22 protein-coding genes are annotated in these 26,174 nt (G+C 40.0%); 4 read left to right on the top strand and 18 right to left on the bottom strand.

Annotation, left to right across the window (positions count from 1 at the left end; genetic code table 11):
- Positions 1-37 precede the first annotated feature (37 nt).
- Positions 38-1,291, top strand: coding sequence for a DEAD/DEAH box helicase (locus KSK37_RS13150; RefSeq protein WP_088360504.1), 1,254 nt, complete (start codon positions 38-40; stop codon positions 1,289-1,291).
- Between the two features lie 47 nt (positions 1,292-1,338).
- On the opposite strand, the gene KSK37_RS13155 is transcribed toward KSK37_RS13150, so the two are convergent.
- The 6 genes from KSK37_RS13155 to KSK37_RS13180 form a co-directional block, all read right to left on the bottom strand.
- On the bottom strand, positions 1,339-2,106 hold the full coding sequence (locus KSK37_RS13155) for a TatD family hydrolase (protein WP_217201995.1): 768 nt from the start codon (positions 2,104-2,106) through the stop codon (positions 1,339-1,341).
- A 106-nt stretch (positions 2,107-2,212) separates the two neighbouring features.
- On the bottom strand, positions 2,213-3,163 hold the full coding sequence (locus tag KSK37_RS13160; protein ID WP_217201996.1) for a GSCFA domain-containing protein: 951 nt from the start codon (positions 3,161-3,163) through the stop codon (positions 2,213-2,215).
- Between the two features lie 82 nt (positions 3,164-3,245).
- A complete protein-coding gene (locus tag KSK37_RS13165; RefSeq protein WP_217201997.1) occupies positions 3,246-4,217 on the bottom strand; it encodes a polyprenyl synthetase family protein in 972 nt (323 codons plus the stop codon).
- Positions 4,218-4,326: 109 nt separating this feature from the next.
- Positions 4,327-5,469, bottom strand: coding sequence for an inorganic phosphate transporter (locus tag KSK37_RS13170; RefSeq protein WP_088360507.1), 1,143 nt, complete (start codon positions 5,467-5,469; stop codon positions 4,327-4,329).
- Between the two features lie 28 nt (positions 5,470-5,497).
- Positions 5,498-6,136, bottom strand: coding sequence for a DUF47 domain-containing protein (locus KSK37_RS13175; protein ID WP_088360509.1), 639 nt, complete (start codon positions 6,134-6,136; stop codon positions 5,498-5,500).
- Between the two features lie 170 nt (positions 6,137-6,306).
- Positions 6,307-8,040 (bottom strand): DEAD/DEAH box helicase, encoded by a 1,734-nt coding sequence (locus KSK37_RS13180; protein WP_217201998.1) that lies wholly within the window; start codon positions 8,038-8,040, stop codon positions 6,307-6,309.
- Between the two features lie 141 nt (positions 8,041-8,181).
- On the opposite strand from KSK37_RS13180, the gene KSK37_RS13185 reads away from it, so the two are divergent.
- Positions 8,182-8,847 (top strand): DUF2461 domain-containing protein, encoded by a 666-nt coding sequence (locus KSK37_RS13185; protein WP_217201999.1) that lies wholly within the window; start codon positions 8,182-8,184, stop codon positions 8,845-8,847.
- Positions 8,848-8,865: 18 nt separating this feature from the next.
- On the opposite strand, the gene KSK37_RS13190 is transcribed toward KSK37_RS13185, so the two are convergent.
- Both KSK37_RS13190 and KSK37_RS13195 read right to left on the bottom strand, forming a co-directional pair.
- A complete protein-coding gene (locus KSK37_RS13190; RefSeq protein WP_217202000.1) occupies positions 8,866-9,381 on the bottom strand; it encodes a TlpA family protein disulfide reductase in 516 nt (171 codons plus the stop codon).
- Positions 9,378-11,018 carry an alpha-amylase family glycosyl hydrolase gene (locus tag KSK37_RS13195; RefSeq protein WP_217202001.1) on the bottom strand — a complete coding sequence of 547 codons (1,641 nt, stop codon included), beginning with the start codon at positions 11,016-11,018 and terminating at the stop codon, positions 9,378-9,380. Before KSK37_RS13195 ends, KSK37_RS13190 begins: the two co-directional genes overlap by 4 nt.
- A gap of 211 nt (positions 11,019-11,229) precedes the next feature.
- Between KSK37_RS13195 and KSK37_RS13200 the strand changes: the two genes are divergently transcribed.
- Positions 11,230-12,711: a lipopolysaccharide biosynthesis protein gene (locus tag KSK37_RS13200; RefSeq protein WP_217202002.1), complete on the top strand. Its 1,482-nt coding sequence runs from the start codon at positions 11,230-11,232 to the stop codon at positions 12,709-12,711.
- 6 nt (positions 12,712-12,717) lie between these two features.
- Here KSK37_RS13200 and KSK37_RS13205 read toward each other — a convergent pair whose 3' ends face one another.
- Positions 12,718-13,635 (bottom strand): class I SAM-dependent methyltransferase, encoded by a 918-nt coding sequence (locus KSK37_RS13205; RefSeq protein WP_217202003.1) that lies wholly within the window; start codon positions 13,633-13,635, stop codon positions 12,718-12,720.
- A gap of 48 nt (positions 13,636-13,683) precedes the next feature.
- Here KSK37_RS13205 and KSK37_RS13210 point away from each other — a divergent pair, with 48 nt between their 5' ends.
- Entirely contained in the window at positions 13,684-14,535 is an 852-nt protein-coding gene (locus tag KSK37_RS13210; RefSeq protein WP_217202004.1) for a glycosyltransferase family 2 protein, read from the top strand.
- A 1-nt stretch (position 14,536) separates the two neighbouring features.
- Here KSK37_RS13210 and KSK37_RS13215 read toward each other — a convergent pair whose 3' ends face one another.
- From KSK37_RS13215 to secD, 9 genes are all read right to left on the bottom strand, one after another.
- Positions 14,537-16,207 carry an amidohydrolase gene (locus KSK37_RS13215; RefSeq protein WP_246566605.1) on the bottom strand — a complete coding sequence of 557 codons (1,671 nt, stop codon included), beginning with the start codon at positions 16,205-16,207 and terminating at the stop codon, positions 14,537-14,539.
- Positions 16,200-16,697, bottom strand: coding sequence for a transposase (locus tag KSK37_RS13220; protein ID WP_246566608.1), 498 nt, complete (start codon positions 16,695-16,697; stop codon positions 16,200-16,202). The genes KSK37_RS13215 and KSK37_RS13220 overlap by 8 nt, the downstream gene beginning before the upstream one ends.
- Positions 16,698-16,761: 64 nt before the next feature.
- Positions 16,762-17,658, bottom strand: a complete 897-nt coding sequence (locus tag KSK37_RS13225; RefSeq protein ID WP_217202005.1) for a glycosyltransferase family 2 protein — start codon at positions 17,656-17,658, stop codon at positions 16,762-16,764.
- 3 nt (positions 17,659-17,661) lie between these two features.
- Complete coding sequence (locus KSK37_RS13230; RefSeq protein ID WP_088360525.1) at positions 17,662-17,931, bottom strand: YciI family protein; 270 nt, start codon at positions 17,929-17,931, stop codon at positions 17,662-17,664.
- 37 nt (positions 17,932-17,968) lie between these two features.
- Positions 17,969-20,803 (bottom strand): DNA polymerase I, encoded by a 2,835-nt coding sequence (gene polA, locus KSK37_RS13235; protein ID WP_217202006.1) that lies wholly within the window; start codon positions 20,801-20,803, stop codon positions 17,969-17,971.
- Positions 20,804-20,911: 108 nt separating this feature from the next.
- Positions 20,912-21,487, bottom strand: a complete 576-nt coding sequence (locus KSK37_RS13240; RefSeq protein WP_217202007.1) for a phosphatase PAP2 family protein — start codon at positions 21,485-21,487, stop codon at positions 20,912-20,914.
- A 1-nt stretch (position 21,488) separates the two neighbouring features.
- Positions 21,489-21,815: a Sec-independent protein translocase subunit TatA/TatB gene (locus KSK37_RS13245; RefSeq protein WP_088360528.1), complete on the bottom strand. Its 327-nt coding sequence runs from the start codon at positions 21,813-21,815 to the stop codon at positions 21,489-21,491.
- 71 nt (positions 21,816-21,886) lie between these two features.
- Positions 21,887-23,110, bottom strand: coding sequence for a TCR/Tet family MFS transporter (locus KSK37_RS13250; protein WP_217202008.1), 1,224 nt, complete (start codon positions 23,108-23,110; stop codon positions 21,887-21,889).
- 100 nt (positions 23,111-23,210) lie between these two features.
- A complete protein-coding gene (secD, locus tag KSK37_RS13255; RefSeq protein ID WP_217202009.1) occupies positions 23,211-26,132 on the bottom strand; it encodes a protein translocase subunit SecD in 2,922 nt (973 codons plus the stop codon).
- Positions 26,133-26,174 lie beyond the last annotated feature (42 nt).

The raw sequence follows: 26,174 nt of genomic DNA on the forward strand, positions 1-26,174 counted from the left end.
CGCACAGCTCATTTTATTTTAATTAAAAACATTTCATTTGAATTTTACCGACTTACAATTAATCGACCCTATCGCAAAAGCGTTACAGGAAGAAGGTTATACACAACCAACCCCAATTCAGGAACAGGCAATCCCAAGCATTTTACAAGGCAGAGATTTACTCGGAACCGCACAGACAGGAACCGGAAAAACTGCAGCATTTGCAATTCCTATCTTACAGAATTTAACCCAGAAAAACCTCAGAAACAATCAGATCAAAGCGTTGATCTTAACGCCTACCAGAGAGTTGGCGATTCAGATCGAGGAAAGCTTCAACGCATACGGAAGACACTTAAAGATGAGAAATCTTGTCGTTTTCGGCGGGGTAAAACAGGGCGCTCAGGAAGCTGCTCTTAAAAGAGGCGTAGATATTCTCGTGGCAACTCCGGGAAGACTTTTAGATTTTATTTCCCAGGGAATTATTTCACTCAAAAATTTAGAAATCTTCGTACTCGATGAAGCAGACAGAATGTTGGACATGGGTTTTGTACACGATGTGAAAAGAATCGTAAAGCTTCTTCCCCAGAAAAGACAAACCTTATTTTTCTCAGCAACGTTTCCTGACGAAATTAAAACGTTAGCCAATTCCATCCTTAACAATCCTGTGAAAGTTGCCGTTGCACCGGTTTCAGCTACGGCGGATACCATTCAGCAGAAAGTATATTTCGTAGAAAAAGAAGATAAGCTGGAATTACTGACGCATATTCTTCAGAAAGACATTTCCGATTCGGTGCTGGTATTTTCACGAACCAAACACGGTGCTGATAAAATTGCCAGAAAACTGCAGTCGCACAAGATTTCCGCTGAAGCTATTCACGGAAACAAATCTCAGAATCAGAGACAGAATGCACTGAATAATTTCAAATCAGGAAAAACAAGAATCCTCGTTGCGACCGATATTGCCGCAAGAGGAATCGATATTGACGAACTGAAATATGTAGTAAACTTCGAACTTTCTGATGTTTCCGAAACCTATGTTCACCGTATCGGAAGAACAGGACGTGCGGGAGCTGACGGTTCCTCCATTTCTTTTGTTGACGGACTGGATCTCGTCAACTTAAAAAACACTGAGAAACTTATTGGCAAGAAAATTCCTGTTGAAAAAGAACATCCTTTTCACACCGATAATCTGGTGGCTCAAAAAAGGGACTCAAATAACAAACCTTTTCAGCCAAGACCAAAACCGCAGGCAAAGGAAAATATCGGCTTCAAAAAACCGAAAAATAAAAGTAATTTTTCCAGAAGCAAGTAAGATATTACAATAATAAAAAAACCGCAAAGTTAAACTTTGCGGTTTTTTTATGCCCTGGAGAAAATCCTTTCGGCATTCTCTGTGGTAATTCTGTCGATTTCTGAAAAATCTTTACCGTAAATATTCACAAGTTTTCCCGCAACCAAATCAAGGTATGCGCTTTCATTTCTTTTTCCGCGGTGCGGAACCGGCGCAAGATAAGGCGAATCGGTTTCCAGCACGATCTTGTCTAATGGAATTTCATGAAGAAACTGATCAATCTTTCCGTTTTTGAAAGTCACTACTCCACCGATTCCTAAAATAAAATTCAAATCAATGGCGCGTTTTGCCTGCTCTAAATTTCCTGAAAAACAGTGGAAAATTCCGCGCAGTTTCGGGTGTTTTTTTCTTTCAAGCACTTCAAAAGTTTCATCAAAGCTTTCCCGCGTGTGAATCACGATAGGCAGATCTTTCTCAATCGCCCAGTCAATCTGCTGTTCGAATGCTTTGACCTGAATATCCAAAGTGGTTTTGTCCCAATACAGATCGATCCCGATTTCCCCAATTGCGGGAAAATTTCTTTCACCGAGGTAATTCTCCACAATTTTCAGTTCTTTTTCCCAGGTTTCGGGTTTTACGTAACATGGATGCAATCCCATCATGGAAAAAATCTGGCCGGGGTATTCGCTTTCCAGAGCGAGCATTTTTTCGTGGATATCCGAATCGATTGCCGGAAGATAAAATTTTGAAACGCCTTTACTGAAGGCCCTTTCAATCATTTCCCTGCGGTCTTGATCAAATTCTTCGGAATATAAATGGGTGTGAGTATCGATCATTATATCTGTTTTTCTGTATGCAGCCCGACTTGAACGGAGCTCTTTTTGTGCAGCATAGCGGAGCAAAAAAGCGGGAGTGGAAGGCGGATAAAGCTGCCCATACAATTTAAAATATTTTATGCTTCACTTTTGCCTGCTGAGAAGCGATCCTTTTTTCAACAGTGGAGAGAAATTCCTGATGTTTTGGACTTTTCTCGTCAAAGGTTTTATGCGATAATGCTTTTGCAATTTTAAAATTTTCTTCCACAAAATCCATGGTTTCGTCTGAAAAAAAAGCGTTCCCGAATTTTTCCCAAATGTACTGAACCGCCTGCTTATTCGGATGAATTAAATCTTCCTTATAAAAGCGGTAATCGCGCAGGTCATCCATCAGAATCTCATAAACTGGAAGATAGTGGCAGTTTTCAAATTGCGGCAGAATTTCGTGAATTGCCGAAATTAGCTTTGATTTACTCAGGTTGTTCTCCACCATCCCGTCTTTTGTGTGGCGAACAGGGGAAACGGTAAACAGAATCTGCACATTTTCTTTGCAGATATCTTTTAATAAGGTAATGGTTTCGTAAATGGAATCCGTAATTTCCAAATTGGTCAGCAGTCTTTTACTGAAGTACTTTCCCGGGATTTTGTGACAGTTGGCCACCAGTTTCTGTTTCGGCAGAAATTCATAAATAAATGAGGTTCCGTAAGTAATCACCACCCAATTGGTATTTTGCAGAAAACGGTTTCCTGCCTCAATATTCTGGTTGATTTTTTCCAGAGTCTGATGCACAAACCTCGAACTGAAACTGCTGTGATGATCCAGAGAAATCATTTCATCATTAAACTTAATCAACTCCTCCTCTGTATAAAACTCGGCATCGTGAAGTTTTTTCAGCGAATGATTAATGGAATATGGATTGAAAACCGTTCCGAAGGGATTGTTCAGCGTTTGAATCTGTGCAGTTTTCATCAGATCGGATATTTCTGACGCGAAACATGATCCTATTGAAAAAACATGATCTTCAACTTCAATTTTATGGTCGGAATTCGGGATTTCTACTTCGGTGCGGAATTTCATTTTTTAAGGACTGCTGTAAACGTGTTTATTTGATCACGTCTTTTTAAAAATTTATTTTGATATCGGAACTGAAAAACTCTTGCTAAGACTCTCTTCTCAACAGGTAATTGGCAAGTTCGATGAAAGGTTTTTTTCTCTCGTCCGGAACGTTGATCTGTTTCAGATAACCCTGTGCGATTTCGTTGTATTTCTGAATCAGATGAAGGGTTTTTTCATCCACTTTTGTACGTCGGAAGATCTTCTCTACACTGTAAACTTTATCTACATTATCCGTTTTTTTGGCGTACCAGTATTCCAGTTCTTTGCGCTCTTCTTCAGTGGCGTGCTCTTTTGCCAGAAGATAAAGAACTGTTTTTTTGTTTTCGTAGATATCTCCTGCATGTTTTTTACCGAACTGTTCCTGATTTCCGAATACGTCGAGGTAGTCATCCATAATCTGGAAAGCAATACCTACATTTTTACCGAAATTAAATATCGCTTTTGCGTCTTTAAAATCAGCTCCGGCAATCAACGCTCCGATTTCAAAAGAAGAAGCGCTTAAAACCCCTGTTTTATAAGTAATCATACGGATGTAATCGTTGAAAGTTACATCACCTAATGTTTCAAAATTGATGTCGTACTGCTGACCTTCGCAAAGCAGAAGTCCGGTGTGGGTAAAAACCCTGATGCAGGCTTTGAACAGCTCAGGTTCTAAATCTTCAAAAAACTTATAGGCTTTTAAAAGAAGCGCATCACCGGAAAGAATACCGGTATTGATGCCGTGAAGGGTATGAATGGTTGGCTGATTACGTCTTAAAGGAGCCTCATCCATTATATCATCATGAATCAGGGTGAAATTATGAAAAAACTCAATAGCCAATGCCGGTTTTATGGCTTTCTGCAGATCACCTCCAAACATTTCACTTGCCATCAGGACCATTATCGGACGTAACCTTTTTCCGCCGTGTGAAATAATGTAGTTCATCGGATCATAAAGCTCCGCGGGCTTGTCTTTAAATATATATTTATCTACCGCTTTCGCTACGATCTCCTGATATTCGTCTAAAAATTGCATAAATTTCTTGTTTGTACAAAATTACAATTTTAAAAAGTTTTTTCCTTAACAATAGAGCATAAAAAAACCACTTTCTGAGAAGTGGTTTTGTCATATTTAATTTTAGTTTCTACTTTACAGCAATAACTACTAAATAAGTAAGTCCTGCAACAATAGCTGAGATTGGAATGGTTAAGATCCATGCCCAAAGAAGGCTTACCGTGATTCCCCATCTTACAGCGGAAACTCTTTTCGTTAAACCTACCCCGATAATAGCACCGGTGATGGTATGCGTTGTGGAAACCGGAATACCGAAATGTTCTGTCATAAACAAAGTAATCGCACCTGCAGTTTCAGCACTTACGCCTTCCAGCGGAGTTACTTTAGTAATACGGGTTCCCATTGTTTTCACGATTTTCCATCCGCCACTCATTGTTCCGAGTGCAATCATCAGGAATGATGTGAAAGGCACCCACCAGTAATGTTCCACGAAATAAGTGAACTGGTGCGACCCGTCCATTGCAATATATACAGGATCGTGAAGCATCTGAACGTGATAATAAATTACCGCTGCACCGATGATTCCCATTACTTTCTGCGCGTCATTGGTACCGTGTCCCAAACTGAAAAGTGCGGACGAAACCAACTGTAATTTCTTGAAAATATTGTCCGCTTTCCGTGGATTGGTGCGTTTGGCAATATTAACGATGATCAGGGTAATGATGATTGAAATAATGGAACCGATAACCGGGGCAAGGAAGATGAAGAGGATGATAGGAATTACCTTATCATATTTCACCACATTCTGCGTAAAGAGCTGCTTAAAGGCCATAATCAGCTTATCAAACACCGACAGATCAGGCTGTGCCAAAGCTACCGCATGATAATCTGAAACCAAAGCGTACATCAGTGCCGCTCCCAGAAATCCACCAATCAAAGTATGTGATGATGAGGACGGAATTCCGAACCACCAGGTCAGTAAATTCCAGGCGATTGCAGCGATAAGACCTGCAAAGATCACCTCAAGGTTAATAAAATCTTCATTTACAGATTTCGCAATGGTGTTCCCGATTTTGAATTCTCCAATTACATATGCTGCAAGGAAAAAAGCGGCAAAATTCCAGACTGCTGCCCAGAGAACGGCCTGAAAGGGCGTTAAGACTTTCGTTGAAACAATGGTCGCAATAGAGTTTGCGGCATCATGAAATCCGTTGATATAATCAAATATTAAGGCTAATACAATGATTATAATTAATAATACTGGTAAATCCATTCTTTATTTTTAAGTTTAACGGATGAGGCTACGCGTATTTAATCACAATACTGTCCATGGTATTGGCAACATCTTCGGCCTTATCGGTAACTGTTTCAAGATATTCAAGAACTGATTTTATTTTGATGATGTTAATGGCATCATTCGTTTCAAAAAGTTTTACGGTTGCCTGGCTTAATACATCGTCAGCAATATTTTCGTAAGAGTTGATCTTGATGCATGATTCTTTTACTGCCTGAGGATTTTTAAAATCTTTCAGATTAGCCATTGCCGTCTGAATTTCCAGACATGACTTGTAGATTAAAAGAGAAAACTCGGTATAGGAAGGATCAAGAGGAGTTTTGTAAAGGTAAATGTATTTTGCAGATGCATACATGAAATCCGCAATATCATCAAGACCGCTCGCCAAATGATTGATATCTTCTCTGTCGAAAGGAGTAATGAAGTTTTCACCTAACTGAACAAAAATTTCGTGAGTTAAATCATCCATTTTGTGCTCATAATCGCTCATATTCTTAAGCATCGTATCATCATTGATATCAAAATCCAGAAGGCCTTCGTGAAACTCTTTAGACATTTCGCAAAGTGTGGCTGCTACTTTTTCGAACAACACAAAAAACACTTTATCTTTTGGCTGGAATGCTTTGAAAATATTACCAATTCCCATTTTTTTTTATTTAATAATTAGTGGTGCAAATTTCCGAAAAAGTGAATGAACTTTTCCGTTTTAATGTTAAGTTTTATTAACATTGGCAATTAGTTTTCCCCTAACAAATAAAAAAAATCAGTCCCGTTAAAAACTAACGGGACTGATTCAGTATTATAAAACGGTTGGGATTAGTTTGCCACTTCGGCTCTCATTTCCTTTCCTTTAAATTTCTGGGTCTGTAAACCTTTGATTACTTCATCCTTAAATGATTTTTCCACTTCAAAGAATGAAAACTTCTCTAAGATTTCGATTTCACCGATATCCGGACGTTTTTTAGATTTCGCCGTAGATTTGTTGATGATTTCCAGCATATCCATTTTCTTCAGTTGGTCTTTTTTTCCCAAGTTAAAGAAAAATCTTACCATATCGCCATTGTTTTTTCTTGGCTTTCTGTCTCTGGATTCTCTTCCGCCATCGCGGCCTCCATCTCTGAAGCTGTCTCTTCTGTCTCCTCTGTCACGGTCTCTTCCACGGTCGCGGTCTCTTCCACGATCACGGTCGCGGTCTCTTCCTCCACGCTCTCCTCTGTCATCACTGTTGAATTTCTGATCAGCTAAATCGTTTTTGTCCTTGTAGAACATCGCTAAATCTCTCAACTGCAGCTGAAGTAATTTATGTACCAGTTCTTCTTTCGAAAACTCTGATAAATCCGGAATTAAAGAATCATCAAAGGTGAAGAATTCTTCATGTTCAGTAAATAATTTTTCGAAAACACCTCCTACCTGAGCTTTGATAATCGCTTCTCCGGTCGGGATTTTCTTTTCAACAATATCAATTTTTGTTGAAGATTTAATCTGCTTCAGTTTTCTGGCTTCCTCTGGTTTAATTAACGCCATTGAAACACCGTCTTTTCCTGCTCTGCCTGTTCTTCCGCTTCGGTGAACAAAAACTTCAGGATCATCAGGTAATGAATAGTGAATTACGTGAGTCAGTGAGTTGACGTCCAACCCTCTCGCAGCAACGTCTGTCGCTACCAGAATATCAATATTTTTGAGACGGAATTTTTTCATTACCGTATCTCTCTGCGCCTGAGACAAATCACCGTGAAGTGCATCTGCCGCGTAACCGTTCTGCATTAAAAAGTCTGCAACTTCCTGAGTTTCCATACGGGTACGGCAGAAAAGAATCGAATACTGATTAGGGTTAGCATCGATAAGTCTTTTCAAAGCTTCTTTCTTATGACGGTAACCTACCACATAATATTCGTGCTTGATGTTTTTCTTAACCTCGTTGATAGATCCTACGGAAATACGGTGAGGAGAAGTCAAATAATTCTTGGAAATTCTTTCCACCTCTTTGTTCATCGTTGCCGAGAATAAATAGGTTTGTTTCGTATCCGGAGTTTCTCTTAAAATAGTTTCCAAATCATCTTTGAAACCCATTGAGAGCATTTCGTCGGCTTCATCTAAAACCAACCACTGAATTTCCGAGAAATCCAATGCTTTTCTGTTAATTAAATCGATCACACGGCCCGGAGTTCCCACAATAATCTGCGGTTTGTCACGAAGTGATCTGATTTGATCTGTAATACTGCTGCCGCCATAAACCGCTGTGGTTTTGATATTCGGCATGTATTTCGAATAATTTTTAATGTCTTTCGTAATCTGAAGACACAGCTCTCTTGTCGGACAAAGCACCAAAAATTGGATTTTGCGACTACCCTCGTCAATCATATCCAAAATCGGAAGCGAAAATGCTGCTGTTTTGCCCGTCCCCGTCTGCGCTAGTGCGATCATGTCGCGTATATCTGTTGAGATAAAAGGAATGGTCTGTTTTTGGATTTCTGTTGGGCTTATAAACCCGAGTTCACCAACTGCCTTTAGAATTTCCGGACTTAGGTTGGTTTCTGTAAATAAATTCATTAAGTATATTAAATATTTTGCAAAGATACGTTTTTTTGAATTGATAAAATTTGTATTGTTTTATTAAATTTCTCTTAACGGACAGACCTTCATATTTTTTCCAGCGATTTTTCATTAAATTTGGTTTAAAATCTAAGAAATATGTCAGTAAAAATTGAAAGTACCACTCTAAATTTTCTGAGGAACTTAACCAAAAACAATAACCGCGAATGGTTTGCAGAACACAAAGAAAAATACATTTCCGCCCAGGAAAACGTCATCTCTTTTGTTGAAAATTTAATTGAAAATATCGGAGAATTTGACGGAGAAATACTGAAGACCGACGCTAAAAAATCAGTCTTCAGAATCTACCGCGACGTCCGTTTTTCACAGGACAAATCACCTTATAAAACCAATTTCGGTGCGGGTTTGGGAATGGGAAAAGGAAATAAAATTTCCGGCTACTATCTTCACATCGAACCCGGAAAATCATTTTTAGCCGGCGGAGTGTATCAGCCGGAACCTTCTGTCTTAAAAGAAATCAGAAAAGAAATTTCAATGAACGGAAAAGATTTTCTGAAAATTCTTGAACAGAAGGAATTCCGCCATAATTTCCGCGGATTAAGTGTCGAGGGTAAACTGAAAAGAGTGCCTACAGGTTTTGACAAAGAAGATCCGATGGCGGAATATCTGAAACTTAAAAATTTCATTGTGAATCACCCCATTTCAGACGAAGCTTTGATGAACAGTGATGCGGCGAAAAATTTCGCAAAGATTTATCAGTCGATCAAACCGCTGAATGATTTTTTAAGCGCCCCGTTTATCTAATTGAATCCCGGAACTGACCTAATTCTTCAGCGAGTTGATTGCTTTTTGAATTTCCGGATCATTGGGACTGATGGAATAATAATTCGCGATGTCACCTTTCTGATCAATGACCATAAACCTTGGAACCCAGTTCAGATCGATATAATTGTTGAAATTATTTTTCCACCCCTCATCAAACCAGTAATTTTCGTTTTCGGAAATACCGTACTTCTCAAGACCTCTTTTCCACTGTTCACTGGAGCGGTCAAGCGAAAAATAAACAAAGTCAATTTCAGGGTTTTTCTCCTTCAGCTCCTTAGTGGAAGGCAAAGCCAGAATACAGTCTCTGCACCAGCTCGCCCAAAAATCAACGATTACGATTTTCCCTTTATGTTTTTCCAGAACATCTTTGATCTGAACTTTTTTCCCGGAAGCTGAAACAATTTTCTGAGCCAGTGCTTCCTGCGAAAACCCAGTTTTTAAAATCTCCGGAACTTTTTGTGCAAAAGCATTTAACCCTAAAAACAATGCAGCAGCAATGATTATTTTTTTCATTTTACTTTTTCTAACAGTACAATATCGTGATTAGACTCAAAGGAAATTTTTCCATCTTTGACCAGCATGGAAACTCCGGAATAGGCGTCTCTGATTCGGTCGTTCTCATTGAAAACTCCATTCACCGAAACCGTTTTTGTTCCTTTCGGCAAATCTACTCCTACGATCACTTTATCTGAAAAGCCATCCTTGGTATAAATTCTCGAGAACCAGTACGGCGAGGACGAAATCATTTGATGAACTCCCGCTCCCACCGCCGGGTGATCCGCACGGAATTTTCCAAGTTTCTGGTAATGTGCTAACAGTTTTTTAGTTTCTGCATTATTCTGAACATCATTCCAGTTCATAGTACTCCGCAGGGTAGCGTCGCCTTCCGCACCTTCAATAGTTAAATCCCTTGCGGTCTCATCACCGTAATAAACCTGTGAAATTCCCGGCGCGAGCAATAATTTTGTACCGGCTTCATATGTTTTTTTACGGTCTTTATCGAAAGGCCAGCCGTCATCGTGAGAAGTAAGATAATTCATCACCGTTTTTCCGTTCAGATCTGAATGAAGGATTTTAGAATAGTTCGAAAACAGGTCTTCATAAGATTTATTGGCATCACCTTTAAAATCAAAATTAATCAAAGAGTTGAAACCGTTCTGATAATAATTTACCTTTTTATCACCGAAATTATAATCCTGTTTTTGGGAAATTCCGTAACCATACACCTCGCCAACAGTAAAAAACATATTATTGTCCAGTACTTTTGACGGATTGTTCCTTTTATAGACATCGAAAGCATCCTGGCATACTTTCTGGAAATCTTTCCACACGTCTTCATTGGTATGTTTCACGGTATCAACACGGTAACCGTCTATTCCCAGTTCTTCCACATAATCGGCAAGCCATTTCATGATATAATATTTGGGTGCTCTGGGATAGCCTGTTCTTGCAAAAAAGGCATTTAATGATTTCATTTCCGCGTCATATCTACCCTCTTTTTTCCACTTATCCGCCAACATTTGCGGGAGTTCTGCGGGAAGGTCGGATTCTGTTAAAACATCCGGAAGATTGGCTACCAAAGTACAGGCCGTGGTATTTTCGAAATTCGTGTATTTACACTGAGGCGAAGTTCTCACCCAGGAATTGGGATAAACAGGATCAGCAGGCGTAACGGGACCGGTATGATTAATTACCGCATCAAGCACAATTCTTATGCCTTTGGCGTGAGCTTTTTCTACAAGTTCTTTTAAATCCGCTCTGGTCCCGAAATTCGGATCGAGATTGGTCCAGTCTTTGGTCCAATACCCGTGAAAACCATAGGTTTTGCCCGTTCCTTCATCGGTTGCGCCGTGAATCTGCTCCACCACCGGAGTCATCCAGATCGCATTGATTCCTAAATCGGAAAAATAATTGTTATCCAGTTTTTGAATGATTCCGCGCAAATCGCCGCCTTCAAAACCCCTCAGCACAGCAGCCTTTTCCGTACGTCCAAAGTTCACGTCGTTAGTTAGATCGCCATTGGCGAACCTGTCGGTCAGCAGAAAATACATATTGGCGCCGTCCCAGGTGAAAGGCTTTTTGCTTGAATTTTGAAGGGAGCTGCAAGAAGCAAGTAACGATAACCCGGCGAGGATGAAGATTTTTTTCATAAAATTATTTGAATGTTAAAGGTAAGTAATAACCCTTTTTAGAAAAAACCAATCTACGATCCGGCGCGAATTTAACAGTAATTTAACATATTTTTCTATCTTTGTTTCCCCTCAGTGAAAGAATACTCTCATATAAAACGGAATTTTTGAAAAATACGAAACAAAATATCGAACCCATTATTTTTATTAAATCCCTGAAAACCATGAAACTATGAGCGTGGTAGCAAGACAGGGTTTTAAATATTCACTTATTGGATATCTGGGATTTCTTCTCGGAACTTTCTCGGCGATTTTTGTTTTTCCTCACGATATGGTTTTCTACGGAAAACTTAGGTATGTACTTCCTACCGCCGAAATGCTTTTGCCGGTTGTCGTTTTCGGGCTGTCTTTTTCAAATGTTAAATTTTTCACCAAAACCCATGTAGACGGGAAGCACCAGAATTTCCTGTCGCTTTCTCTGCTCGGAGTTCTGATTAATTTTATCATTTTCCTGGTCGGTTATTTTATGGTCAATCTGATTTTCCCGAAACTTCAGGAAACAGAAATGTGGCAGATGAAGCGCCTCATTTTACCTTTGATTCTCGTACTTGCCTTCAGCGCGGTTTTTAATAAATACCTTTCGAATTTCAAAAGGATAGTAGTTCCAAATATCTTTGAAAATTTACTGCCGAAAATAGCAAATCTCGGTGCTTTTTGTCTTTTCTTTTTTATCGGCTTTCCTGAAAAAGCAGCCTATCTTTTCTTTATCGGAATATTCATTTTAGGACTTTTCGGATATATTTATTACACCAACCGTCTTGAAAAAATAAAGCCTGACTTTTCGACGGATTATGTCAAGAAGGACAATCTTTGGAAAGAAGTGCTGAATTACAGTTTTTACGGATTTCTCGGCAACATCGGGAATTTCATCGCAGTAAGGATTGACAGTGTGATGATCGGCGAATTTCTGGGTTTCGAACCCAACGGAGTTTACAACACGCTCTACTCTATCATCTCGTTGATTACCGTTCCAGCGATGGGATTATACAGCATTTCTGCCCCAATTATTAACCGCCACCTGGCTGAAAATGACCATGAGGAGTTGGACAGATTGCATAAAAAATCCTCCCTAATTTTGTTTTTCCTGGGCTTGGTTTTGCTTTCCTGTGTGTTGGTTGGTTTTCCTTACCTCACCCATTTCATCAGGAACGGCGAACTCCTGCGACAGTCGGAACCTGTAATCTGGGTATTGGGGTTTGCGATGCTTTTCGATTTGGCGACCGGATTTAACGGACATATAATTTCCCTTTCGAAATATTACCGTTTCAATATTGTGGTAATGCTCTTTCTGGCCGTAACGACGGTGGTTCTGAATATCTATTTCCTGAAAAACACTGATCTCGAACTTTTCGGTGTAGCCATCGCAACTGCGATTTCGCTAACCCTTTTCAACATCGCCAAGATTGTTTTCAATTACGTCAAATTTGATGTTTTTCCTTTGACAATTGAGATGATTTATGCTTTAATCATCGGAACTTTAGGCATTACTGTTGCCGTCATTTTACCCGATTTTAAAAGCAGTTTCGTTAATTTGATTTACAAACCGTCTGTTGTTCTGTTCTTATTTTTCATCGGAAATCATTTTTTGAAAATTTTCCCGCTGGAAGACTATGTTAACAGAAAATTTCTGGGAAGCATATTTAAATTTAAATAAGCAGATCTAAATCTTTTTCATCACCACCACAACCTGATCGCCCTTTCCTGCTTTGTTCAGCTCGTGGGATTTTCTGTTGTATTCTTTTATTTCTTCTTTTGTGAAAACCGCGTTTGAGGTTTGGTAAGTTAATCCGCGTTTATACTTTTCGCTTCCGGTAAACTGAAGTTTATAGCTGTCGTTATAATAGTTTTCAATCTTAAATCCATTCTCCGTACTCAGAATTTCAAAAGCTTTTTTTGTAAGGATCTGGAAATGCCTCGGAGCATCCCACTGCACCCAGTTTTCCCCATATTCTTCGTAAGCCGCCGAATCTTTTACAGGAACACGGATGATTAACCTGCCATTTTCATGTAAAATCTCATGACATTTTTTTAAGGTTAAGTGAACATCTTCTACATGCTCAAAAACGTGATTAAAAGTAATCACATCAAACTGTCCGTCAATTTGCGATATAGCCTTTTTATAGATAGGAAATGGGCATTCTGTACTCTGGAGAGCAAAAGGATCAATGCCCACAATATTATAGAATCCCAAACCATAAATGCTTTTCAGGAATTTGCCTTCGCCGCAACCAACATCTAAAACCCTGAATGACTTTGCAGGCTTTAACTTCAGAAAAGCTTCCAACGCCAGATTTGGGATCTTTACAGATAACTTTCGGGCTAAAAATGCGGAAAAATTATAGTAGAAAATATAATCTCTGATCTTCTGAATCAGTTGATCTTTAAACTTCAGATCAGATTTTAAACTGTAATAATTTTCAGGATAGTAAAGCGACATATCTTCCGGAATTTCTGCAATCTGCAGCGTTCCGCAATCTGAACATTCAAAATATCTGAATTTTTCCTTTCCTGCAAACATTTTATCATTTACTGAAAAGGTTTTGCCGCTATGATCCGAGTGACAGATTTTACAAACCATCCTTTATTTTTTTTTCGAATCCAAATTTACTTTATTTTTGCAACCGGGATGAAAAAAACAGCAACAATTATTGTTACCTACAATGGCGAAAAATGGATCGAAAGATGTTTGGCTTCCGTGGTGCACTCAACCTATCGCTCAGATCTATTTGTCATTGATAATTCTTCAACCGACCGAACTTTAAATCTGGTGAAAAATTTCCCTCTCCACTTAGAAAAACTGGATATTAATGCCGGTTTTGGTTTTGCCAATAATGTCGCATTAAAAAAACTGGAGAATTCGAATTATGATTATTTTTTCCTTATCAACCAGGATGTTTATTTAGAAGAAAACGTTTTGTCTAAACTCGTAAATTTTGCACAGAAACATCCGGAAATGGGTATCATTGCTCCAATCCAGTTTGACGGTACAGGAAAAAACATCGATGCCAATTTTCAGCAGTATATTAACCTTTCTGAAGACAGAGGAGATTTCTACAGCACCGGTTTTTGCAATGCTGCAGCCTGGTTGGTGACGAAAGAATGCCTTAAAAAAGTTGGAATATTTAATCCAAATTTCAGACATTACGGCGAGGACAGGAATTATTGCGAAAGAGCAAAATACCATAATTTGGGTATTGCGATTGTTAAAGACACCAAAGTTCTTCACGACCGCAGTCAGAAAATGACCACCGAAAAAGCAGTTAAACTGGCTAAAATAAAATTGCTGACCATCTTTCTCAATCCCAATTTATCCCAATCTCAAAGTCTGATTTCGGGCTTTATCAATGTTTTCGGAATCAGTAAATACCTATTCAGAAAATACAGTTCTTACAATTCGGTTTTCGCACTGCTGAAAGAATATATTCTTCTCTTTAAAAAAAGAGACCATTTAGAACAGGAAAAAAATCTTCAGAAATAAATTATTTAGAGTATACTTCCTTTCCGCTTGAATACGTATTTAAAACTTTCGTTTCCAATACTTGATCCTCTTTAATTCGCATTAAATCCTGATTTAAAACCACAAAATCCGCAGATTTTCCGACTTCAAGACTTCCAAACTCCTTTTCCTGAAAAGCAGCTTTTGCCGCCCAGATGGTCATTCCGCGCAGCGCCTGTTCTCTCGTTAAAGCATTTTCTTTCTGAAAACCGTTGACCGGAAAATGTTTGGCGTCTTTTCTCGCCACCGCGGCGTAAAAGGTTTTGATCGGATTAATTTCCTCCACCGGAAAATCCGTTCCTAAAGGAAGCCATCCGTTCTGTCTCAATAAATCTTCGTAAGCGTAAGAATATTTAAGCCGCTCTTTTCCTAATCTTTCTTCCGCCCAATACATATCAGAAGTCGCATGTGTAGGCTGCACCGATGGAATGACTGAATATTTTCCGAACAGATTAAAATCATTTTTGTCAACAATCTGTGCGTGTTCAATCCGCCATCTTCTGTCATTTTTTACGCCTAAAACATCCCCATAAATTTTAAGAATCGTCCGGTTCGCAGAATCTCCGATCGCGTGCGTACACATCTGAAGATCGCTGTTTTTAAGTCTTTTGGCTAAATTTTCAAAATGTTGCTTGTCGCTGAGAAGAAAACCTTTCCAGCCTTTTTTATCTGAATAATCGTGAAGCAGACACGCGCCGCGGCTTCCTAAAGCTCCGTCAGAATAAACTTTATATCCTCCAAAAGTGATATTTCCTTTCGTGAATCTTCCTTTCTTGATCCATTCTTCATAAGTGCTGGGTTCATCAGAAAGCAGCGTAAAAACCTTCATTTTCAGCAAATCCTGATTCTGCATTTTTTCGAGAAGTGAGAAAGTATGGGTCGAAATTCCGCAGTCGTGAAGCGATGTTAATCCGTAAGAAAAACATTCTTTCTGCAATTCGGTGAAATACTGTATCGCCATATCATCGCTGATTTCCGGAATATATTTTTCCACGAGCGTCATCGCGTTATCAATCAGAATTCCGGTAAGCTTTCCGTTTTCAACCTCAATTTCACCGCCAGCGATTTTAGTATTCACCGTAATGCCTGCGATATCCAGCGCTTTTTGATTGGCGACTGCCGCGTGACCGTCAACTCTTTTTAAATACACAGGACGGTTCGGGAAAAGTTCATCCAGTTTTGCTTTATTCGGAAATTCCTTTACTGGCCAGTCATTCTGGTCCCAGCTTCTTCCGTACAGCCATTCCATCGGAGCCGTTTTGGAATATTCCGTCATCCTCTGAATGATTTCTTCCCAGGATTTTGTTCCCCACAGTTCGCACTTCCATTTGTCCGTGGCGTAACCTGTGAAATGGCAGTGCGCATCGATGAATCCCGGATAAACAGCTTTACCGTCAAGATTCTGAATATTTTTGGATTTAAATTTCTTTAAAATATCCTTGCTCTTTCCTACCGCAAGAATTTTTCCGTTGGAGACTGCCATCGATTCTGCAATATCGAATTTTTGGTTAACGGTATAAATTTTTGCGTTCGTAATGATAAGATCGGCGTTTTTTTGTGCAAACGTCGCCATCGAAAAAAACAAAAGCAACAACGTAGGGACAAGTCGCGACTTGTCCAAAAGCCACAGATTAAAAAATTTATTTCTATTCATAAAATTTATCTTTATCCCACTGTACGGGATTATTAGTTATATATTGATCAATTCTTCGATATTTCTCGTCAGTCCTCACAATATGATCGTGAAACGAACGCTGCCACATAAAAGATGTATTTCCCAAAAGATGAATCTGTTTCGAAGTCGTGGTTTTTAATGCGCCAATTAAAGAAGAAACCGACTTGATTTTGATCCTTTCGTTTTTTATTTTTTCCCGGTCAATTCGAAATAAAAGGTGAACATGATTGGGCATCACGACAAAAGTATGTAATTCAAAGTAAGGATATTGCTGTTCGAGCCATCGAATCTGGTCTGCTATAATACTTCCGGCCGCACTTTCAATCATTTTACCTTGTACAATTTTTCCAAAATGGTGAAGCCGGTCTTTCGTGCAAATGGTGATAAAATAAATTGCATCTTGCGCATAATCAAATCCTTGCTTTCTATTTCTTTTACGGCCTTCCATTTTCAGCTGTTTTGATTCCATTGAAATAATATTTTTAAAAACATTCAGACAGACAGGTCGCGACCTGTCCCTACACGTATACCGATTAAATCATGTTATTTTTTTTAAACATCTGATTCCACCTCAGATTCCGGATAAATTTAATTTCTTCATCGGATAATTTCCTTTTCCCGTTTTGTTTCAAAAACGATTTCAGGGTGATGAAAAACTCAGAAACAGATTTGTTTTTTAAAGCAGATTTTGCTGAAGAAACCACAGTTAAAGGCAAACTCAAACCGATGTTGTAAAAATATTCTCCCAGTTTTTCAGCCTTTTGATTTTTGTATTTATAGGCCGTCGGCCTCAGATGTTTTACCCATAAATCTTTTATGGTAGCAACTTCCCAACCGTATTTTTTTGCGAGCATTACGTCAATATTGTCCCAGCCGAGAACCGGCCTCAAACCGGTCATGTCCTCAAAGCATTGCTTCCGGTATGACTTTATCGGTCCGCGGACATGATTTTTAGAGGAAATATTTTCAAAAATCCAGTGGCGTTTTTCGTCTTTAAAGTCGAAAGCTAATTTCTTTTCGAAAACCGATTTTTTGATCTTTACAACTCCTGAGACCATTCCCGCTTTTGGGTTTTCCTCATAAATCGCATTAACTTTTTTGAGATAATTTTCAGGGAAAACAATATCTGCATCGAACTTACAGATGATATCAAATCTGGACAAATCTGCTGTTTCCAAACCTTTATTAAAGGTTCTGACGACTTTTGCGCCGGGTTCATGTTCGGATTTTTCCAGATTTAGTATTGAAAATTTATCGCGAATCATTGGATCCGAAATAAACGCTGAAACTACTTCCTGTGTTTTGTCCGTTGAACCGTCATTGACAACCACGATCTCATAATCTCTGAAGGTTTGGTTTTTCAGAGATTCCAGGCAGAAAAGAATGTTTTTTTCCTCGTTGTGGGTAGGAATGACAATCAGAAACTTCATCAGTTACAGAAGTTCATCCTGCCACTGTCTGTACGTGACTTTCGCAACCAGACCTTCCTGTACGAAAGGATCGTTCTTCACAAAGTCTTCCGCAGATTCCAGGTCGGCGAAAATTCCCATTGCGCCTTCTCCCGGAATCGAAAAAGGACCGATCCCAATCACCTTTCCGGTTTTTAAGCACCTTTCTTCGTTTTCCTGATGTTTAGGATAAACCTCCATAAACTGCTCCATCGTTGCCTCAGGATTGTTCTCGTAAAAAATGACTGTTTTCATAACTTAATGTTTTATGTGTGAATGGTTTGCGATAAACTTAATGTGCTTCCAGCCAGTTATCACCAACACCCACTTCCACCAGCAAGGGAACTTTGGTTTCAAATGCGGACTCCATTTCGGTTTTGATTAAACTTTTTGCGGTTTCCACTTCATCAACAGGAGCTTCAAACAGAAGTTCATCATGCACCTGAAGCAGCATTTTGGTTTGTAAATTCTGTTCTGTCAGTTTTTCGTCAATCCTGATCATGGCGAGTTTTATCACATCGGCGGCGCTTCCCTGAATCGGTGCGTTTACGGCGTTTCTTTCCGCGTGAGCTTTGACTACAAAATTGGCAGAATTGATGTCTTTCAAATGGCGCTTACGGTGCAGAATTGTTTCCACGTAACCTAAATCCTGGGCTTTCTTTACCTGTTCAGCCATATACTTTTTAAGCTGCGGATAGGTTTCGAAATAAGCCTCGATCATATGTTTTGCCTCGGTTCGCGAAAGGCCGGTCTGTTCCGCCAGAGCAAAAGCGCCCTGTCCGTAAATAATTCCAAAATTCACTGTTTTCGCCTGGCTTCGCTGCGTTTTGGTCACTTCCTCCAATGGAACATTAAAAAGTTTTGAAGCCGTGGAAGCGTGAATATCCTCACCGTTTTGGAATGCCAGAATCATATTTTCCTCATTGGAAATTTCGGCAATAAGCCTGAGTTCGATCTGTGAATAATCCGCAGAAATGATCTTCTTTCCTTCTCCCGCAACAAAAGCACCGCGGATCTGCTGTCCGCGCAAGGTACGGATCGGGATATTCTGAAGATTCGGATTCACAGAAGCGAGACGTCCTGTTGCTGCTGTCGTCTGTGAGAAATTGGTATGAACGCGGTGATCGTCTTTATCGATCTGTAAAGGCAGCGCGTCCACATAAGTGGATTTAAGTTTCTGATAAGTCCGGTGTTCGAGAATATGTTTGATGATTTCGTGCTTGCCGGAAAGTTTCTGCAGAACATCTTCGGACGTGGAATATTGTCCTGTTTTGGTCTTCTTGGCTTTGGGATCAAGCTGCATTTTTTCAAATAAAACTTCACCAAGCTGTTTCGGGGAATTCATATTAAATTCTTCGCCGGACAGTTCAAAAATATTTTTTTCGAGTTCCCTCAGATCATTTTCCAGGTCTTTACTTTCCTGCTCGAGCCAGTTTCTATCAAGCGACACACCTTCAAGTTCCATTTTTGCAAGAACTTTCATCAGCGGCATTTCTACTTTATAGAATAAATCCTGAAGATTTTCTTTTTCAAGCTGCGGCCCGAAAATATGATAGAGCTGCAGGGTAATATCAGCATCTTCGGCGGCATAATTGGTCTGCTCTTCCAAAGAAACTGAACGCAGAGTTCCCTGATTTTTTCCTTTGCCTACTAAGGTTTCGATGGACACAGGTTTGTAATGCAGGTACATTTCCGCCAAATAATCCATGCCGTGTCTTCCGTCAGGATTCAGGAGATAATGTGCGATCATGGTATCGAAAACCGCTCCTTCGATTTGTATGCCGTATTGTTTCAGAACTTTATAATCGAATTTTAAATTATGGGCAATTTTAAGAATTTCCTTCTTCTCAAAAAACGGCCTGAAGATTTCAAGTGTCGCCAAAACTTCTTCCCTGTTTTCGGGAAGCGGAATATAGTACGCCAATCCCTTTTTATAGGAAAAACTCATCCCAATCAATTCCGCATCCATTTCGTTAAGCGTGGTCGTTTCTGTATCGAAACTGACGGCCTGCTGCGTCAGTAGATTCTGAACCAATATTTTCTGCGCTTTGGGAGAATCGATATACTGGTAAAGATGATCGTTCTCTACAATATTCGACTTGGTCGTGGTGGCCTGATCGAGGTCTTCATAACTCGCAAACAGGTCAAGCTGTCTGGCTGCGGCTCCCAGATTCCCTAACGGGACAGCTGGTTCCGCCTTTTCATCGGGAATTATGCCAGGAGCTGCGGGAATTGCCGGTGCAAAAGCACGGTACAGGTTTTCGTAAAGTCTGCGGAATTCGATTTCCTCAAAAACAATTCTTACTTTTTCAAAATCCGGAGTTTCCAGATCGTACTGTTCCTGATGAAACTCAATAGGAGAATCACAGATGATGGTCGCTAATTTTTTGGATAAAATCCCGCGTTCAGCGCTCGCCTCCACTTTTTCGCGCAGTTTGCCCTTAATTTCGTGGGTATTCGCGAGCAGGTTTTCAATACTTCCGTATTCTTTCAGAAATTTCTTCGCGGTTTTCTCTCCAACACCGTCCAGTCCTGGAATATTATCAACGGAATCACCCATCATCGCAAGGAAATCGATCACCTGTTTGGGATCTTCAATTTCGTATTTTGCCTTCACTTCCTCAACACCCAGGATTTCAAACTCCGCACCTTTTAAGCCCGGTTTGTAGATTTTAATTTTATCGGTCACCAACTGCGCAAAATCTTTATCCGGTGTCACCATAAAGGTGGTATAACCTTCTTTTTCTGCTTTACAGGCGATTGTTCCGATGACGTCATCAGCCTCATAACCTTCAACCCCCAAAATCGGAACATGCATCGCTTCCAGGATCCTGTGGATATACGGAATGGCAATCTTTATGGCTTCGGGAGTTTCGCTTCGGTTCGCCTTGTATTCAGCGAAATCGACAGTACGGACACTCGCCTGACCGACATCGAAAACGACCGCCAGATGCGTGGGTCTTTCCCGGCGGATAAGCTCGATTAAAGAATTGGTAAATCCGAATATTGCAGAGGTATCTTTTCCGTCACTCGTCATCCGCGGACTGCGTATTAATGCATAATACCCACGGAAAATCATCGCATAAGCATCGATGAGGAAAAGTCTTTTATCGTTGTTGTCTGACATAGAAGCAAAGATAATATTTTTGTCCGGAAGCAGGAAGATGAAAAAAGAAGTTTCATCTCTCCGTTTCTGATCATCATCTCAAGTCAGAAATAAGAGATTCTTAATCTTTTATTTTAAGGAACCCGCTTGTTCCCTTTTATAAATCACCTTTAAGGAAAGTATTGAAAAAAATCCGCCCAGGAAGAAACCCATCAGCGCTCCCATTAAGATATCCATCGGAAAATGAACTCCTAAGTAGATCCGGCTGTAGGAAACCAGTCCTGCCCACAGGAATAATAAATACGGAAGAAATGGACGCGTTTTTCGGAGCAGTATGCTCATCAATGTGGCGATGAAAAAAGTATTGGACGCATGACTGGAATAAAACCCAAACTGGCCGCCACACTGTACTTTTCTCATTAAATGGTCTAGTGCAGGATCATGACAGGGCCTCAACCTTGCGATTCCGGTTTTGAAGATTCCGGCCAGCTGATCTGAAACCGTTACTCCCAACGCAATAAAAATCAGGATAAAAACCAGATTTCTGAGCTGGTAATTTTTATAAAGCAGATAAAGAAAAATAATATAAAGCGGAACCCAGATCCATGTTCCCGAAATCATGATCCAGAACTGGTCAAAAGGCTGACTACCTAAATTATTGAGGTACAGAAAAAGCTGCTTATCGTCCTGAATGATTTCCTGCATGTTATCGGCTTACAGGTCCCTGATGTTCGTCGTTTTCTGCGAGATTTACTTTTGGGGTTTCTCTTTCAGCAAGCGCTTCTTTATTTTCAAGGTCGCTCATAGGATTATAATCCTTAGCTGCCTGCTTCACCTTATCAATTTCTCTTTTTATTTCGGAAACCGGATTATCGGTTTCTTTCAGGATCTCAGATTTCACGTCCTCCATGGCGCCGCGCATTTTGCGGACACCCTGACCCAGATCGCGTGCGATTTGAGGCAGTTTATCAGGACCGAATAAAACGACGATTGCCACCGCAATCAAAAGCATTTCTCCTATACTTAATTCCATGGGGTAAAATTACAAAAGTTTATGAAAGAGATTTTCATTTTTAAAAATTTAATTTACTCAAAGTCTGAAACTTAATGGATTTCTTTTTTCCTGAAAACAAAATATACAATTACCGCACTGATGGCCATCAATAAAAATCCAAGAAAAAACGGTGCGCCCGGAAATTTAAACGGTGCCGCATCGTGCGTGAAATAATAAAAAATATTGGTCATTAAAGGCGGTCCCACAATGGCGGTCAAACTCACCAGACTTGCCAATGCCCCCTGTAATTCTCCCTGTTCATTTTTCGGAACCTGCGAGGAAATCACCGACTGTAAAGCCGGACCGGCAATTCCGCCCAAACCGTAAGGCACTAAAAACGCAAACATCATCCAGCTTTCACTCGCAAACGCAAATAAAACCATTCCAACCGCATACAGCGAAAGCCCGTAAAAAATACTTTTCTCATTACCTAGTTTCGGCTGGATTAAACGGATTAAATATCCCTGAACCAAAGCCGCCATAAACCCTGAAACGCCAAGGGAAATACCGACTAAAGTTTCGGTCCATCCAAATTTATACATGGTAAAGAAAGTCCAGTTGGTTTGTACAGCATGACCTGCGATATAAACGAAGATCAGCGCAGCAATCAGTCCTAAAATCTGCGGATATTTTCTGAGCTGCATGAGAGAACCAACAGGATTCGCTCTCCTCCAGTTGAATTTCCGGCGGTGCTCTTTATCAAGACTTTCCGGCAGAATAAACCAGCCATAAAGGAAATTAATCAGACAAAGAACGGAAGCTGCATAAAAAGGAATCCTCGCTCCGTATTGCCCCAAAACTCCGCCAATCACCGGACCGATAATAAAGCCTAAGCCGAAAGCTGCTCCGATCATTCCGAAATTTTTCGAACGGTCTTCATCCGTCGAAATATCAGCAATATAAGCACTCGCCGTTGTAATACTCGCGCCGGTAACTCCGGAAAATATTCTTCCGACAAACAGCCAGAAAATGGTAGGTGCAAGCGCCTGAATCATAAAATTAACGGAAAATCCCAACAGGGAAAAAAGAATAATCGGCCGCCTTCCGAACCGGTCGCTTAAACCTCCCAAAACGGATGCAAATACAAACTGCATCGCGGCGTACACAAAACTCAGCCAGCCTCCGTATTGAGAGGCGACACTGAGATCGGGATTATGGATAAGTTCCTGGATAAGCTTCGGTACCACAGGTATTACGATTCCCCATCCAGTAATATCGATGAGCAGCGTAATAAAAATGAAACCGATGGCCGCGGATTTTTGATTTTTCTTCATTGCGAATGCAAAGATAGTTTTTGTATAAACATCAGCTCAAAATTTTTATCAAAAAAAAATGTCCCTCTTTCGAAGGACATTTTATATTAATGAATGCTGATTATGCCTTTTTAGGCTTTTCAACAACTTCTTTGTCTGTAGTTGATCTTCCGTGAACTTCCTCTTCCTTCCCTTTACCTTTCAGGAAATCGTAAGCAATTGCCGACGCGATGAAGATGGAGGAATACGTACCGAAACCAATACCGATAAGCAGCGTAAACATAAATCCTCGCAGGTTATCACCACCAAAAATGAAGATGGCAAGAATTACAAGAATCGTGGTAAACGACGTATTGAATGTTCTACCCAAAGTACTGGAAATGGAATCATCAAATAATCCCGCCAAAGTAAGGGCTTTTTTCTCTCTCAGATACTCCCGGATTCTGTCAAAGATAATTACGGTATCATTGATCGAGTACCCCAGAACGGTAAGTATCGCTGCAATGAAATCCTGATTGATCTCCAGATTGAACGGCATGTATTTGTGAAGAAGTGAATAAGTTCCCAGAATAATAATCGCATCGTGCGCAAGACCTACAACAGCACCTAAAGAGAACTGCCATTTTCGGAATCTTAACAGGATATAAAGGAAGATTCCGCCTAAAGCTGCGATAACAGCAAACGTCCCGCCGGTTTTGATATCATCAGCAACGGTAGGGCCTACCTTGGTAGAAGATACGATCCCTGCGTGATCTTTGTCTGCAGATTTAAATTCCTGTAAAGTCATGTTTGCAGGAAGATTTGGTTTCAAACCTTCATATAATTTCTGCTCGATGGTTTGGTCAGCTTTTAATGACTCATCATCGATAAGGTAATCGGTAGAAATTTTCAGCTGATTATTGCTTCCGAAAGTTTTTGCCTCAACAGAAGAGTTTTTGTTGTCTTCGGTTTTGAAAATTTTCACTAAGCTTTCCTCTACTGCAGTCTGATCAACTGGTTTTTCGAATCTTACCACATAGTTTCTACCTCCTGTAAAATCAATACCATATTTAAAGCCATGATAAGAAATAGACAGGATACTCGCAACGGTAAGAACTGCAGAAATCACATAAGCATATTTTCTTTTGCCGATAAAATCAATCCAGATATTTCTGAAAAGATTTTTGGTAGGCGGCGTCCATACTGAAAGTCCTTTTCCTTTGTTCAGCCTTGAGAAAATCATCACTCTTGAAAGCAGTACCGAAGTAAAGAAAGTCATCAGGATACCGATAATCAATGTTACGGCAAAGCCCTGAATAGGTCCTGTTCCGAAGATATACAATACTACCGCCGTAAGAATGGTAGTTAAGTGACCGTCAACAATTGCAGAAAGTGCATGTTTGAAACCGTCTTTATAAGCCTCAAGAATATTTTTACCGGCGAAGAGCTCTTCTTTGGTTCTTTCATAAATAATTACGTTCGTATCCACCGCCATTGCCATGGAAAGTACGATACCCGCAATACCCGGAAGGGTAAGTGTTGCATCCACCGAATCCATGATTCCGAAAATGTAGAATAGGTTGATGATCATCGCAATTACCGCATAAATACCGGCTCCACCGTAATAGAAAATGATATAGGCAATAATCACCAAAAATGCGATACCGAAGGAAAGCATCCCTGCATTTATCGACTCAGCTCCGAGAGATGGTCCTACAACGTCTGCCTGAACGATTTTAGCACTTGCCGGAAGTTTACCTGCTCCTAAAACATCAACCAAATCCTGAGCTTCCTGTTGAGAGAAGTTTCCGGAAATCTGTGTTCTTCCGTTAGGAATTTCATTCACTACGTTTGGTGCAGTATACACAACATTATCAAGGGTAACAGCAACCGGTTTGTTGACGTTTTTCCCCGTTAGGGTTTTCCAGTCTTTCGATCCTTTAGAATCCATCTGCATGTCTACAACTACTCTTCCAAGTTCGTCATAGTTTACTCTTGCAGACTCTACAGCACCGTCAACAGGAGCTTTTTGAGTGATATTTCCTCTTACTGCATACAGTACCAAACTGTTTTGGTCTGTTGCTTCCGGCTTGTAACCCCACATAAACTGGGTATATTTAATATTTGCCGGACGTATTTTTTTAGCAATTTCTGAATTCAGAACTTTATTCACAACAGCGGTATCAGAAAGTTTTACGTTTCCTACCCCGTTTGATCTCAATGAATTCAGCTGCATTAAATTCACAAGATTGGTGTTCTTGCCAACTCCGATAGAATCGCCGTTTGCTGCGATTACCGCATTAAGCTGTTCTAAATAAGGATAAATTTCCTGTACCTGCTGCACTTCCCAGAACTGGAGTTTTGCAGAAGTCTGAAGCATTTTCTTTACTCTGTCGATATCTTTGATACCCGGCATTTCCACAGAAATTCTTCCTGTTCCCGGTACACGCTGAACGTTCGGCTGAGTAACACCCATCTTATCGATACGGGTTCTGATTACTTCATAAGCAGATCCTTCAGCAGCGCTGATCTTTCTTCTGATAATATTTTTAACCTCATCGTCGGATGAGTTATATTTAATTTCTGACAGATTGGTATTTCCGAAGATTTCCGGATCTGCAAGTTTAAGGTTGGTGTTTTTTTCTTTGTTCACCAAATCGAACTGTAAAAAGAAGTTCTCGATATAGGTCTTCGTAGAATTTTTCTGCGCCGCATCTGTTCTGTTCAGTGCTTCCAAAAGTATTGGATTAGCTGAATAGTTGGTTAAATCGTTGACCAAATCTCTCTGGTTGATTTCAAGAAGTACATTGATCCCTCCTTTCAAATCCAGACCCAGTTTCATTTCCTTCTCTTTCGCTCTGGAATAATAAAGTTTTGTAAAACCTAGATTCAGGGTGTCTTTAGAAAGTCTGGCCATTTCTTTCTGATACTTCTCCGGATTGTTTCCGGCAATCTCAGTAGCCTGCTTTTCAATTTTACCAGCATACCAAGTTGGTAACAATTCGTTAAGACAAATAAGTCCCAGAATAACCGCAACCAGCGTAATAAGTCCTTTTCCTTGCATTGTTAATAGTTTACAACATTAAAATTATAGTCGGCAAATATA

The organism is Kaistella soli (assembly GCF_019038595.1).
Classification (GTDB): Bacteria; Bacteroidota; Bacteroidia; order Flavobacteriales; family Weeksellaceae; genus Kaistella; species Kaistella soli.